The following is a 15,374-nucleotide window of genomic DNA, read 5'->3' on the forward strand; positions in this document are numbered from 1 at the left end:
ATCTAAAAATCTTGCTCTATTTTTTGAACAGCACTACTATTATTTTCCAAATCACTCAACTTTTTCAAAGGCTTGGCGCTATTGGCATCCGCACCGAAAAGTAATTTCCAAAGCTTACGTGACTCTTTGGTCAATAGTGGGGATACAATGGAAAGAATGAGCACATATACGACCACAAAGGATTGAATAACGGGTAATAAAGCCCCTGCTTTACCAATATTTGCCATGATAATGGAAAATTCTCCCCGCGCAGACAAGGTGAAACCAATATCAAAGGAAGTTTTAGGTTTCATACCCGAAAATTTAGCAGCAAAATAGCCCGAAGCAAGATTCCCCATCACCGTCACCAGCGCTGCAATCGAAGCCCAAAAGACAGCTCCTCCAAGGGACATAATGTCAATAGACAATCCGAAACTAAAGAAAAACATGGCCCCAAAAAAGTCCTTATAGGGCAGTACCATCGATTCAATCTTTTTGATGTATTGCGAATCCGCCAACACCAAGCCGGCCATCAATGCCCCGATAGCCTCCGCAACATGGATGGTCTCGGAGAAACCTGCCACAATAAAAAGTAAGGCAAAGATGATCAATATAAATAATTCAGAAGTTTTCTCCTTCAATAAGCGATCGATCGCGGGCACCAATTTTCTGCCTAAAACCAAAAAGGCCAATATAAATCCCAAAGCCAGTAAGGAAGTTCCAGCTACCGTCCAAAATGAGCTACTTCCTGTCAGTATCAGGCCCGAAAGGAAAGAAATATGCATCGCTATAAACAGGTCATCGAACATAATCATCCCCATAATGACCTCCGTCTCCGGGTTGGCCGTGCGTTTAAGATCTGTAAGAACCTTTGCAACAATCGCCGTGGATGAACTCGTCATGATACCACATAACACCATCATCTCCTTAAATGGCATATCCATCAACCAACCAATCAACAACCCTGAGGTAAAGTTCAATAAGACGTAAATTGTTCCGCCTGTGACAATTGCTTTACCGGATTTAATCAGTCGATTGACCGAAAACTCAAGACCAAGGTAGAACAACAGGAACAATACGCCCAACCGTCCCATGAAATCGATAAAAGGTTTACTCTCTGTAAATGTTAAATCCACCAGACCAACCTGCGGAGCGTGCTGTCCCAAAACCATTCCTATAATAATGAAAAATGGAATAACAGAAAACTTAAGCTTATTGGCGATGAGGCCAACAATGGCAACAAGTCCTACAGCGATTCCAATTTCCAGAATTAAGGTATGTGATAGCATAAATTACAGTAAAATTTCCTTCAAAAGTTTAATATTATTCTTCTTTCCAGCAATGACAAGTGTGGTACCTGGGCTAATCAAATAAGACGGTCCCGGATTGATAACCGTATCATCATCCCGTATCCCAGCAATAATCGATGCACCTGTACGTTGACGAACTTCCAGCTCTCCAATTGTCTTACCAGCACCCTCATTTTTGCCTTCCACTTTGTACCATTCAATGCGTAAATCGTCCAAAGCAACTTCAATTGTCTCCAACGCTTTAGGCTTGTAGGACAAGCCACCGATGATACCTGCAATCTGCCGAGATTCATCGTCATTGAGTGTCATGACACAGCGTGACTCATGTTCCTCGTCATCATAGCGATAAAGTTCCCGTCTGCCATCGTCATGGATAACAACAACCATATTGTCTCCCGCATCGGTTTCAATTTGAAATTTTTTTCCAATTCCAATCAGATCGGACTCTCTTACAATAGACATAATCTTCTATTTAAATAAATACTAATAATATAAGCTTCATAACGTTGTATCCAACAATTACGAAAGCAAAGCTGAAGGTTCTTACTACAAAAACAAAGACTTTCAGAAAAAACAGCATCAACCCTTAGCTACTAAAACACAAATTTACCCAAAAAATCAATCTTAAACGAATCCGCAGGTAGCTAACGGGATGGGCCACAAAGAGCAAATTACCCCAAAATACTAAAAAAAGAGCAGAAAAACGACTCTTTTAACCGATTTCATCCCTTTTTTCGACGTATGGCTTCGTGATGACACAGCTGAACAACAATAGAAGCGCCCGAAGTACACATGTTATTAACGATGGGAATTCTTAGCAGCACAAATTAGCTTTAATTAGCTCCAATTTTCATTACAAAGCCCCATTTCTATAACGTTTTCGTAGTTCATGCAATCGTTTGTTCCAAGAAGCCATAGAATTGCCAAAGTTTTATTTCTTTATAATTGCCGCATTAAACACTTACTGAATCTAAATTACACACCTATGGTCAAAAAGAGTCATCTCATCCTTCTGACACCATTATCAATCTTGTCATTAGCAGCACCTATTTACGGGGTAGCGAACCCACGTAATTTAGTTGCAATAACCAGTCTTTCACCCTTTCAGCAGGTCATCTCCGGAAAGGTCGTCGATGAAACGGGGAAACCAATAAGCGGTGTTACCGTTTCTGAAAAAGGTAAAGCGGCAGCAACGACAACCAATCAAGACGGTATCTTCTCACTGAACGTCAGTTCAAAAATTGCCATCCTAACATTTAACTCGATCGGATTTACGGCGAAAGAAGTTCCCGCAGCACAAGCAGCACAAATAACCTTGACAAAATCCGAGGATGTTTTGGATGAAGTTGTGGTCGTAGGGTATGGTAAACAGAAAAAGAGCGATTTGACAGGAAGTATCGCTACAGTGGAAGCAAAATCCCTAGAACGAATAAATTCACCGAATGTTGTCGATAAACTTCAAGGTAAGATTTCTGGTCTGGCGATCAATTCCGGTTCAGCCAAACCTGGTGAAACAGCTTCGATCAATATCCGCGGTGAGAACTCGATATCCGCATCAAATGCTCCCCTCATTATCTTGGATGGAATTCCTTTTAGTGGTTCCTTGGGTGATATCTCTTCCAATACAATTGCCAGTATCTCGGTATTGAAAGATGCCTCATCCACTGCAATCTATGGTTCAAGAGCCGCAAATGGCGTTATCCTCATCACCTCAAAAAAGGGTGCGGCAGGAAAAGCACGCATCAATTATAACGGTTATTTTGGGGTACAAAGTGTAGAACGTCGTCTTAAATTGATGAACGGCCCACAATACATCCAATTTATGCGTGATTACCAGGCTTCGAAAGGAAAAACCGGCGATCAGCTTAACCCAGAGAATTATCTTTTTGCCAACGTATTGGAACAATACAAAAAAGGGGAAGAAGTCAATTGGCAGGATGAAGTATTCAATAGCGGCGCTCCTGTTCAGGAACATCAACTCAGTTTTTCGGGCGGAACGGATAAATCCGATTATTATGCATCTGTGAGCTACCTAAATCAAGATGGCGTTGTAAAAAATACGCCATACGAAAGATACAATGTCAATCTGAACCTCAATCAAAGTTTAAGCTCCTGGTTAAAGCTAGGAATGACCATGCAGGCTTCTCAAGGGAACCGCGACGGCGTACAGCCCAACCTCGAGAGTGTTGTAAAACTTTCCCCTTACAGTAAAAACCGCGATGCCGATGGTACTGCTGTAACGTACCCGATGTATGCACAAACACTATGGGCACATCCTTTTGCAGACGAAAAAGGCCAATGGGATCAGACCAGAAGAACAGTCTATGCGAATACTTGGCTTGATGTGAAACTCCCTATTGAAGGATTAAGTTTCAAAACCACATTCGGAACCAACTACCGAAATATTAATGAAAACTCCTATTACGGTTCAAATACGGTTACAGGACGTGGCGTGAATGGTACCGGATCAATTTACAATGAGCATTTCTGGGATTGGACCTGGGAAAATCTCTTGACCTATGACCGTACCTTTGGCGACCACAAGATCAATGTCGTGGGTCTTTATTCTTCGCAGAAAACAAATTTAAAAACTTCAAGAATGAATGGAGACGATTTTGTATCAGATGCCGGATATAACAACATGGCTTCTGCGTCCAAAAATCTAAAAATCGAATCCAACCTGCAAAATACTGCGATGATTTCCTACATGGGAAGAATCAACTACGCTTTTAAGGATCGCTACCTATTGACCTTAACAGGCCGTTCTGACGGTTATAGCGCATTCTCGATCAATAACCGATATGCCTTCTTCCCATCCGTTGCAGGAGCTTGGGTTGTTTCTAAAGAAGGAAATGTGCAGGACTATTTCGACTTGCTAAAACTTCGTGTTTCTTATGGTAAAAACGGAAATCAGGCCGTATCGCCTTATCAAACTTATGACCGCCTGACCAACGTCGATTACATCTATGGCCTTGACCCAGTCAAAGGACTTGTGATGAATTTCAATGGCCGTGGAAGCAATCTAACGTGGGAAACGACAGCTTCATTAAACCTTGGTTTGGATTTTGGTATTCTCAAAAATAGAATTTCAGGAACGGTCGACTACTACTCCTCTAAGACATCGGATCTTTTATTAAGTGAACAGGTTCCTGTCATGAACGGTTATAACACTATTTTGACCAATATCGGTGAAACCTCAAACAAAGGGATCGAAGTTACCTTGAATGCCATACCGGTCAAAAACGACAATTTCCAATGGAACGTCAATACGACCTTTGCCTATAACAACAATAAAATCACCAAACTGCGCGCTGATGGAAAAGATGATTTGACCAATGCCTGGTTAATTGGAAAGCCTATCCGTATTTTCTACGACTATAAAGTTATTGGTGTTTGGCAAGAGGGCGAAGACATCGCAAATTCATACCAACCTAAAGCGAAACCTGGCGATGCCAAGTTAGCAGATCTCAACAATGACGGTAAAATCGACGCCAGTGACCGTACGATGATGGGGAACAAGATATCGCCTTATACACTTGGTATTGGCAATGATTTCACCTACAAGAATGTCTCCCTGTCGCTCTTTTTGAATGGAGCCTTTGGCGGAACGAAAATAGATGATTTCAAAAACATCGAACGTTTCTTACCTAACAACGGTGCCAATTACCTTGCCGACATGCCTTACTGGACGCCAGAGCGCACCAATACAGATATTCCATCGCCTGGATATACGCCAGTAAATAACCATACTTATTATATCAATTCATCCTATTGGCGAATTAGAGACTTTAGCTTGGGCTATACCTTTGACGGCGATTTTCTAAAAAGATTGAATCTCTCTTCCATTAAAGCTTTTATCAACGCACGTAACCTCTATACATTCTCCAAAATCAAAGGTTACAACGTAGAGGCATTGAGCGTGAGTTCGACCACAGGTAATCCAACAACGACAAATATTGCTAGTCCTTATCCTGTTGCAAGAACATTCTCATTGGGAGTAAATGTCCAATTCTAAACACATCAAGATCATGAAGAAAAGAAATACAACTTTATATACAATGCTCGCTGGCCTAAGCTTACTTTTCACAGGCTGCAGCAAGAGCTTCTTAAATGAAGACACCAGTAGCTTTCAATCACCTGATAATACCTATATTAACACGAAAGGCTTCGAAACTGGACTAAATGGTTTATACTCTTATGCCCGCATGGAATTCCTGACCTGGAACGGTAGTATCTTTTCCCAAGGAGCAACCCCGCAGGAAGCGCTACAGGTCGGAACGGATATCGTTGCCATCAAAACTACAGGTACAGACGCTACATTGGCTCCCTTTAGCAACTATACGCTAAATCCGGCTTCGTCTTATGTACGCAATTACTGGAAATATGCCTACGGATTTATCGGTAATACCAATACCATCCTCGAGGCTTTAAAAAAGGATGGCATCAGCTGGACAGACAAGGATAACGATCCAAAACGTGTAGAAGCAACGGCCCGTTTCTTCCGCGCCTATAGCTATCGCTACTTAGTCAACTTATACGGCGATGTGCCTTGGGTGGACAAGGTATCCGAAACACCCCGTCGTGATTTCACCCGTACACCGAAAGCTGAAATCTTGACGCACATGATTGAAGACCTTAAATACGCGAGCGAAAATCTACCTGACAATCCAGGAACCATTCAGGAGGGGAAATTGACAAAATGGGCTGCCTTACACTACCTTGCAGAGGCATATATCGAAGCTGGACAGCCAGATTTAGCAGCTGAAGCTGCCAACAAAGTGATCCAAAGTGGTTTCTTTAAATTAAATGACCAGCGTTTTGGTGCCGAGAAAGATAAAGCCGGCGATTATTTCCACGATATGTTTATCGAAAACAATCAAAATCGTGGTTCTGGTAACCAAGAAACAATTTGGGCCATCCAACTAGAATACAATACGCAAGGCGGTGGTGACCGTTACACCGATTGGAGTAAACGTGCCTGGGTACCTTTCTATTCGCAACAAAAAGGATTTGCCTTGGCCGACTCACTTGGAGGAAGAGGTCTTGGGCACGTACGCCCTTATCAATGGTGGCTGGATAGTTATGAAAAACAGGATGTCAGAAATTCTTCTTTCAATATCAAACGCGATTGGTATTATAACGATCCTTCCGTACCTGAACTTTATGGTAAGAAGATCGTACTTACCGACGCGATCAAAGAATCAGGCAACGTATTCCCGACAACAACCAAATTTTTCTACGGAAAGACAGCTGTTGACCCTGCATTTGAAGGAAATATGAAGGACCGTGTGAAAGTACGTTTGGCCGAAACTTATTTGCTATTGGCTGAAGCATACTGGCGTGCGAATAAACCGGCACAAGCGAAAGACGCCATCAATGCTGTGCGTGCCCGTGCAAAAGCGTCATTAATCGATGCCGCAGCGATCAATGCGGATTTGATTCTAGACGAACGTGCCCGCGAGCTTATTGGTGAGGAAATGCGTCGCATGACTCTTGCCCGTTTCGGTGAGGATGTCTTTTTACGCCGCGTGCAAACGTTAAACACACAATCGAAAAATGTGGTGAAAAAAGAATTTATTCTTTGGCCTATTCCACAAGAAGTTATCGACAGTAACACTGGTGCAGCCTTCCCACAAAATCCGGGATACTAAACCTTCCAAAAACCTTCATGAGCCCAAAGGCCATGGAGGTTTTTTCTTTATTTTAGCACAAATTCCATTAAAAATCACGCATATCACCAGATGAATTCCAGATCATTTTCTCTTACACTGCTGGCGGCAATACCATTATTATTTGCTCCATTTTTTTTATCAGCTCAAAACATCAAATCGCAGGAACTTTCATTGGCTGGAAAATGGTACTACGCAACCGATATTGCCGATGAAGGTCTATTAAAAAAGTGGTACCTGGGGAACCTCCAAGATCAGTATCTCGGGAATATTAACTTTGTTAAAGAGCCCGGAGTTCAATACCATTTTGAGCCTGCTATGGACAACGAGACCACATTGCCCAATACAAGCGATCTAATTGGTATAGGCATAGCGGATCAATCCCCCTGGATCAATTATCTACAGCGAAAACATAAGTATATTGGCAAGATCTGGTTTCAAAAATTGGTCGACATCCCCAAAAGTTTCGAGCACTACACGAGTGAACTCTATCTTGAGCGCGTTAAATGGCAAAGTCGCGTATGGGTTGACGGCGTAGAAGCCACTGCCCCAGCGGATGGATTGGTCACTGCGCATCGTCATAATCTTGGTCAACTTAGTCCTGGAAAACACCTCATCAGTATCTGTGTCGACAACCGTATGATCCACCCTATTGGTGACAAAGGGCATAACTATACCGAACAAACAGAAAGTATCTGGAATGGAATTATCGGTGAAATCAAACTGGTTCGAAAACCCAAGGTCTACTTTGACCGCGTTCGGCTGTTCTCCGATCTGAAGAAAAAGTCGTTAACACTTCAATGTGAAATCGCCAACCCTACAGCAAAAACCCAAAAAGCAGCTTTTGAAATCCGTATATGGAATCAAGACAATAAGCTTGTGAATACATTTCATTTCGATCGACAATTGGGAAAAGATTCCACGTCAACAGCATTTACTGTTATTCCAAAGGAATTTGAATTGTGGAGCTCACAACATCCCAACTTATATTATGCGGAGCTCAACATGTTTGTTGATGGACAAGAGCAATACTCAGGTCGGATAGGTTATGGTAACCGAGAAATAGGTACCACTCCGTACAAAATTCTTATCAATGGTCTTCCTGAATTTATCCGAGGAAACCAAGAAGCATTAGGATATCCAGTCACAGGACATCCGCCAATGGATGTGGAAACATGGCGTAAAATATTTCAAAAATATAAGGACTATGGCCTCAATCAGGTGCGCTTTCATTCGAGTACTCCTCCAGAGGCGGCATTTCAAGCAGCCGATGAACTTGGTATATACATTATGACGGAACTTATCTGGATGACCTCAGTCAATGCGAAAAAAGATCTACGTCCCATCAGTGCAACGACCGGTATTCCCCAGGGTTTAGGAAATTCAGACAGATCACTCGATACCTTCGTCTACCAGGAAACAAAACGACTGCTTGCCCAATTTGGCAACCACCCTTCATTTGCTTTCTTTGCATTTGGCAATGAAATGGACAACATCAATAAAGAAAAAGTTAATCAGTGGATCCATACATTCAAAAACGATGACCCCAGACGCCTATACGCTGCTACAACGGCCAGAGCGGTATTACCGAACGACGATTTTCAAGATAGTCATATTGTACCCGGGCATGGTCAGGTGGTGAACAACGACGACTTTTCGCTCATAACAAATTATGACAGCGCCTATGTGTATACGAAAGTGCCGATCATTGCCCATGAGCTTGGACAATACCCGGTTTATCCGCTATGGTCTGAAATCGACAAATATGCCAACACACCATTTCGCTTTGTCAATCTGGAAAAAGCGCGTCAGCTGGCGATAAAAAATCATACTGTTCAACAAGACAGCTTATTTCACAAAGCCTCAGGAGCCTTCCAACAACTTTTGTATAAGTCTGAAATAGAACGACAATTTCGTTCAAAATATAGCGCCGGGTTCAACCTCCTTCAGATGAATGACTACACCGGCCAAGGTGAAGCTCTTGTTGGATGGCTAGATGCTTTTTATGATAGTAAAGGCATTACAACACCTTCAGCCTTCAGACAGCATAGTAATAAACTTGTCGTACTGGCCGAATTGAACAAAAGGATTTATAAACCCGGAGATCCCCTAAAGTTTACCTTTAAAATCAACAACAGCGTTCCAGAAATTACCAAGGAAGGAATCCACTGGCAACTTATCGGACCAAATAATACCATGAAAGCACAAGGTAAACTTGCCACCCAAAAACTTCAACTCGCTACACCGGTTGACATTGGCCAAGGACAAATCCAGATCGGTTCCGACTGGGAGGCGGGAAAATATACGTTCTGTGGCGAAACCTTGGACCACAACTTCAAAAACACCTGGGAAATATGGGTCTACCCAAGTGAAGTTACTCCAACTTCTTCCATCATCGTCACTCGTGATGCTGCGGAAGCTTTGACTCACCTGAAAAATGCTGAAAAAGTATTGTTAATTGCCGATCACCCCAAAGATGGTGGTCAAGATTACGCTTCGTTTAAACCCGTATTTTGGTCGACCTTATTCTTCCCAGGAAAGGGGTCCAAAACACTCGGCGCAATCATTGATAACAAGCACCCTTTGTTTGCACATTTCCCAACAGATGATTATCTAAACTGGAATTGGCGCGACATCTGTAACAATGGACATGGGATTATCTTACGTGATAGCATGGCGCAATTACACCCTTTAGTCCAACCTGTAAATGACTTTCATGCGAGCTTGAAAATTGCCACCTTACTTGAAGCACAAGTAGGGAAAGGGAAACTGATCATTTCCGGGTATGACCTCACCAATGATCTCGCAAATCGTCCAGCAGCACAACAATTACTTAATAGCATTCTCCTGTATATGGAAAGCGACAAGTTTATCCCCAAAAACCTTATTTCAGAATCCTGGCTAACGACACAGTTTCAGCCTTCAGAAAATACGTCAAAAGCAAATATTACAGCGATAGTACAGGGACGAAATATTCGGATGCCTGCCTACTTTCACTACAAAGAAATTGGAAAAAATAAGTTCTCTTTCTCAAGTGATCGCGTTGTGATCGGAAAACTCAGATTTCGGATCCAATCCCTTAACAAAAAGAGTGGAACGGTGAATTTGGATATCGAAGGCCGAAAATCAACTTTTGATATCACAAAACCCGATGGACAATGGATCGAAGTACAGTTCTTTAGGGAAGATCTCGATGACCAGATCTTTATGGTCAACTTGGCAGATGATACAAACCTAACGATTACAGCTATCGAAATAAATGTAGATTAGTGTATACTACAGTTTCGAATAAAAGGGGTCGGCCTAAACTTGCTATAGTTTAGGCCGACCCTTTTTTTCACGATTCCATGATTGATCAAGCCTATAAAAGCTACGACTTCGCATCAATCAGTTTATAGCTTCCATCTTCCCGGAGCTGACTACGGCCAATGGTGATATTTTTTGAATGGTAAAATAAAAAAATCCAGCCTGCTGCTGCACCTTCAGCCCAATACTCCTGACGCAACGCTTTGGAGCGCCGACCATCAAAATCATATTTGGCGACATAATTATGGAAAATTTCTTCGGGCTCAGGTAATACATCTCCACCAAAGAAATAGTGCTGATCGCCTGTTTGAATATGAAATGCCTGATGATGCGCTGTATGTCCTCCATTGAGCGCATAGCTGATTTCTGCATTTATTCTTCCTTCACCTTCCACCAGAACTAAATTTCCACTGCGTTGAATCACATCAAAAATCTCGGTCCTGTACGAACTGGAGATACCTGAATAGGCATCTTCCCATTCGCCACGCTGAACAATATATTCGGCTTCGGGAAATGCGATGCGTCCCATTCCGTTTTCAAATGTGACCATCCCTCCAGCATGATCCTTATGAAGATGAGACATCAGTACATATTTTACATCTTCCGGTTCAAAGCCAGCCTTACGGATATTATGATGCAGTTGTAGCACGCCACTATCATCGGCATAGCCAAGACCGGTATCACAGAGCACAAGTCCGGCATTCGTTTGGATCAAGAAGGGATGGACATGGATAAACATCGCACCGGGTCGGTCCTTAGGGTCATCTATCAGGGGGTCAAAGGGAATAAATTTTCTACTCTTATCTACGGAAAAAGAACCTTCATATAAAGAATAAGCCTGCACCATATTTAAAACATTGGGAATATGCACGTTAAGCAACAGCGGATCAATACCGGGTTTAGGAATTAGGTAAGTCCAGCCTTAAAACGTATATTTACACTTAAAATATTGTGCAAAGATATGCAAAAAAGGTGGGTACTAAAATCTAAAACTGATGTCAAAATAACCAACAAACTGCGCGAGGAATTAAACATCAACACTGTATTGGCAGAGTTGCTCGTGAGCAGAGGAGTGGAGACTTTTGACGAATCAAAGCAGTTTTTTAGGCCTCAATTATCGGATTTGCACGATCCATTTTTGATGCGGGACATGGAAAAAGCCATCACCCGGATCATCCAAGCCATTGGCAACAAAGAAAAAATACTCATCTATGGAGACTATGATGTAGATGGTACAACAGCTGTTGCCGTTGTTTATAGTTTTTTCAGGGAATTTCATAGCCAACTGGAGTTTTATATTCCAGACCGCTATGCCGAAGGCTATGGAATCTCCACACAGGGTATTGATTATGCCAAAGCAAATGGTTTCAGCTTAATTATTGCATTGGACTGCGGTATCAAGGCAATCGATAAAATCGATTACGCAAACAGTAAAGGAATTGATTTTATCATTGGCGATCACCACCTTCCCGGTGAGGAACTTCCCAAAGCCTATGCCGTATTAGATCCCAAGCGTGCAGACTGTGAATATCCCTACAAAGAACTTTCAGGTTGTGGAATAGGCTTTAAGATTATTCAGGCTTTTATACTGACCAATGGTATGGATATCAACGCCTGCTACCAGTTTTTGGACCTTGTAGCCGTGAGTATCGCTTCGGACATTGTTCCTATAACCGGTGAAAATAGAATACTCAGCCACTTTGGCCTCATCAAACTCAATACGAATCCCTGCGTCGGACTAAAGGCACTGATTGATTTATCAAACAATCGAACGAAGATCTTTACAGTTAATGACATCGTGTTCCAGATCGGCCCACGCATTAATGCTGCGGGCAGAATAGACCATGCCAAGGACGCCGTCAAACTTTTGATCTCCAAATCGCTACAGGAAGCCAAAGATTTCAGTTCGAGCATAGACGATCAAAACAATGTACGTAAAGACTTTGATCTCAAAATAACAGAAGAAGCGCTTGCACTGATTGAGGATAATGTTCTTCTTAAAAGCCGAAAATCCACGGTATTGTATAAAGCCGACTGGCACAAGGGGGTCATTGGTATCGTCGCTTCCCGACTGACCGAAAAATATTACCGTCCGACGATTATATTGACCGAAACAAATGGTCATATTGCAGGTTCCTGCCGTTCGGTACTGGGCTTTGACTTGTATGAAGCCTTAAGCGAATGCGCCGATCTATTGGAGCAATTTGGTGGTCATAAATATGCTGCCGGACTAACGATGTCCTTAGATAATGTCACGCTATTCCAGGATCGTTTTGAGGAAGTGGTATCGCGACGTATCAGTCCTGAAATGCTGACTCAAGAAATTTTGATCGATGCAAAGTTAGCGTTGAAGGATATCGACGCCAAGTTCTTCCGTATTCTCCAGCAGTTTGAACCTTTCGGCCCCCAAAATGAATCCCCTATTTTCCTTAGTAAAAAGGTAAATGCCGTAGGACAGGCTTTTATTGTAGGCACCAATCACCTCAAGATGACGGTTGTTCAAGAAGACTCTCCTTCATTTGACTGTATCGGTTTTGGACTGGCAGAGCATATCACACATATCAATTCTGGGCAAAGTTTCGACATCTGCTACAGCATTGAAGAGAATGTGTGGCGCAACAAAAGAAACTTACAGCTCAACATCAAAGGGATTAAGTATTAGTATTGCATTAGTAAGAAGATATTAAATATATTTACACAAGATTTGGTCAGGCATAAAACCCTCATACTGGATTAGATACCAGGCATAAAAGAATGGCGAGGGTTTTAATTAGTCCTATTGAACAGATACATACAACACAAGACATTCCACGAAGATGATTTTAAAGGCAGAACATCTCATAAAAAAATACAAGCAGCGTACCGTTGTCAACAATGTTTCCTTTCATGTGGAACAAGGAGAGATTGTCGGGTTATTGGGCCCTAATGGGGCAGGAAAAACGACCTCATTCTATATGATTGTTGGTCTTATCAAGCCCAACGAAGGGAAAGTATTTCTCGACGATCAGGAGATTACGCAGGATGCGATGTACCAACGCGCGCAACGTGGGATAGGCTATCTCGCTCAGGAAGCATCAGTTTTTCGGAAGCTCTCCGTAGAAAACAACATCCTGGCGGTATTAGAAATCCATTATCCGAATAAGGAAGAACGTCTGGCAAAACTGGAAGAACTACTCACAGAATTCAGCTTACACCGTGTCCGTAAAAACAGAGGTGATTTGTTGTCCGGTGGTGAGCGTCGACGTACCGAAATTGCGCGAGCATTAGCTGCTAATCCATCCTTTATTCTTCTCGATGAACCTTTTGCAGGGGTTGACCCGATCGCTGTAGAAGAAATTCAAACGATCGTAGCCAAGCTTAAAACCCGTAATATCGGCATCTTAATTACCGACCACAACGTCCAGGAAACCCTATCTATTACGGACAGGGCCTACCTCCTGACCGAAGGAAAGATTATGCTGACGGGTACCCCTGAGGAAATTGCAGATAATGAACTTGCCCGTAAATTCTATCTCGGTCGACATTTTGAATTAAGAAGGAAAAAATTTTAAAGATTAAAGAATCCCTCCCCCTATGGCCTTATTAAACTCCATTTTTACTTGGTTCATGAAAAAAAGAATTCACCAGATTGAACTTTTCATGAAGTACCCACATGATGTACAGGAAGAATGGTTTCAGAGTTTAATTGCCACTGCTGAAGCAACGGAATGGGGAAAAAAATACGACTATACAAGTATATTAACGCCAGAAATCTTCAAAGAACGTGTCCCGATACAGGACTACGATGATATTAAGGGTTACGTTGATCGCATGATAAAAGGCGAACAAAATATCCTGTGGCCTTCTGATATCAAATGGTTTGCCAAATCCTCGGGTACCACATCTGATCGTAGCAAATTTATTCCCGTTAGTGAGGAAGCACTCGAAGAGTGTCACTTCCAGGGCGGTAAGGATATGCTTACAATCTATTGTCATAATAGACCCGAAAACCGCGTATTTACGGGAAAATCTGTTGTTATTGGCGGTTCTTCACAGATCAACAATTTCAGTCCGGATTCCTATTACGGGGATCTTTCTTCAATCCTAATCCGTAACCTTCCTTTCTGGGCCGAATTTAAGCGAACGCCCAATATGGAGGTTACTTTAAACCCAAACTTTGAAGAGAAAATTGAGCAGATTGCCCAAATTACACTCAAAGAAAATGTAACGAGCTTAGCTGGCGTACCGACATGGAATATTGTTATGGCCAAACGTATTCTGGAGATTACAGGCAAAGACAACTTGCTTGAGGTATGGCCAAATCTAGAATTTTATGGACATGGCGGAGTGAGCTTCAAACCTTACCGCGAGCAATTCCAAAAATTGATCCCTTCGGACAACATGTATTATCTCGAGAATTATAATGCCTCAGAAGGATATTTTGGCTTACAGGATCAATCTGATTCGGAAGATCTTCTGCTCATGCTAGATTATGGTATTTATTACGAATTCTTACCTACTGAACGAATGCACGAAGAAAATCCGTCAACCTTACGTTTGGATCAGGTGGAGCTTGGCAAAAACTATGCATTGATCATTTCAACCAATGCGGGTTTGTGGCGTTATAAAATCGGAGATACCATCAGGTTTACTTCATTGTCTCCGTATCGTTTTCAGATCTCCGGACGAACCAAACAATATATTAACACTTTTGGCGAAGAGGTTATTGTTGACAACGCCGAACAAGCCTTGGCCGAAGCGAGCAAATTGACACAGGCACGTATCAGAGATTATACCGCTGGACCGGTCTATTTTAAAGATGCCGAGGCCGGAGCACACGAATGGGTGATCGAATTTGAACAACAGCCCAATGATTTCAAGCGTTTTTGTGAAATATTGGATGCTAAACTCCGTGAAATCAATTCGGATTATGACGCCAAACGTTTTAAGAATATGGCGCTTCGACCGCCTATTGTACACAATGCGCCCGAAGATACATTCTATAAATGGATGAAATCAAGAGGTAAGCTAGGTGGACAAAATAAGGTTCCAAGATTGAGTAACAGCCGCGAATATCTCGAGCCGCTCCTGAAAATACTCGCCGAATAATACCACGTACTGACTGAAAATA

The 15,374-nt window shown here is 42.3% G+C and carries 9 protein-coding genes; 6 read left to right on the top strand and 3 right to left on the bottom strand.

The genetic code is table 11. From position 1 onward, the window contains the following. Positions 1 to 2: 2 nt before the first annotated feature. Together AAH582_RS22195 and AAH582_RS22200 are read right to left on the bottom strand one after the other, a co-directional pair. On the bottom strand, positions 3 to 1,268 hold the full coding sequence (locus tag AAH582_RS22195) for a cation:proton antiporter (protein WP_343320652.1): 1,266 nt from the start codon (positions 1,266 to 1,268) through the stop codon (positions 3 to 5). Positions 1,269 to 1,271: 3 nt separating this feature from the next. Next, on the bottom strand, positions 1,272 to 1,751 hold the full coding sequence (locus AAH582_RS22200; protein WP_046672804.1) for a cation:proton antiporter regulatory subunit: 480 nt from the start codon (positions 1,749 to 1,751) through the stop codon (positions 1,272 to 1,274). Between the two features lie 523 nt (positions 1,752 to 2,274). On the opposite strand from AAH582_RS22200, the gene AAH582_RS22205 reads away from it, so the two are divergent. The 3 genes from AAH582_RS22205 to AAH582_RS22215 all read left to right on the top strand — a co-directional run bounded on the left by AAH582_RS22205 (position 2,275) and on the right by AAH582_RS22215 (position 10,228). Further along, complete coding sequence (locus tag AAH582_RS22205) at positions 2,275 to 5,304, top strand: SusC/RagA family TonB-linked outer membrane protein (protein WP_343320653.1); 3,030 nt, start codon at positions 2,275 to 2,277, stop codon at positions 5,302 to 5,304. A gap of 13 nt (positions 5,305 to 5,317) precedes the next feature. Continuing rightward, positions 5,318 to 6,940, top strand: coding sequence for a RagB/SusD family nutrient uptake outer membrane protein (locus AAH582_RS22210; RefSeq protein ID WP_343320654.1), 1,623 nt, complete (start codon positions 5,318 to 5,320; stop codon positions 6,938 to 6,940). A 90-nt stretch (positions 6,941 to 7,030) separates the two neighbouring features. After that, positions 7,031 to 10,228 (top strand): glycoside hydrolase family 2 TIM barrel-domain containing protein, encoded by a 3,198-nt coding sequence (locus AAH582_RS22215; RefSeq protein ID WP_343320655.1) that lies wholly within the window; start codon positions 7,031 to 7,033, stop codon positions 10,226 to 10,228. A 100-nt stretch (positions 10,229 to 10,328) separates the two neighbouring features. Here the strand turns inward: AAH582_RS22215 and AAH582_RS22220 are convergent, their stop codons facing one another. Continuing rightward, positions 10,329 to 11,111: an MBL fold metallo-hydrolase gene (locus tag AAH582_RS22220; protein WP_343320656.1), complete on the bottom strand. Its 783-nt coding sequence runs from the start codon at positions 11,109 to 11,111 to the stop codon at positions 10,329 to 10,331. Between the two features lie 114 nt (positions 11,112 to 11,225). Here AAH582_RS22220 and recJ point away from each other — a divergent pair, with 114 nt between their 5' ends. The 3 genes from recJ to AAH582_RS22235 all read left to right on the top strand — a co-directional run bounded on the left by recJ (position 11,226) and on the right by AAH582_RS22235 (position 15,352). Next, complete coding sequence (recJ, locus tag AAH582_RS22225) at positions 11,226 to 12,926, top strand: single-stranded-DNA-specific exonuclease RecJ (RefSeq protein ID WP_343320657.1); 1,701 nt, start codon at positions 11,226 to 11,228, stop codon at positions 12,924 to 12,926. A 154-nt stretch (positions 12,927 to 13,080) separates the two neighbouring features. Then, the gene (lptB, locus tag AAH582_RS22230) at positions 13,081 to 13,815 is read left to right on the top strand and encodes an LPS export ABC transporter ATP-binding protein (RefSeq protein ID WP_028072074.1); all 735 of its coding nucleotides are present in this window, start codon (positions 13,081 to 13,083) and stop codon (positions 13,813 to 13,815) included. Between the two features lie 22 nt (positions 13,816 to 13,837). Then, positions 13,838 to 15,352: a GH3 auxin-responsive promoter family protein gene (locus tag AAH582_RS22235; RefSeq protein WP_286752640.1), complete on the top strand. Its 1,515-nt coding sequence runs from the start codon at positions 13,838 to 13,840 to the stop codon at positions 15,350 to 15,352. Positions 15,353 to 15,374: the final 22 nt, after the last annotated feature.

This window comes from Sphingobacterium multivorum (assembly GCF_039511225.1).
In the GTDB taxonomy this organism is placed as follows: Bacteria; Bacteroidota; Bacteroidia; order Sphingobacteriales; family Sphingobacteriaceae; genus Sphingobacterium.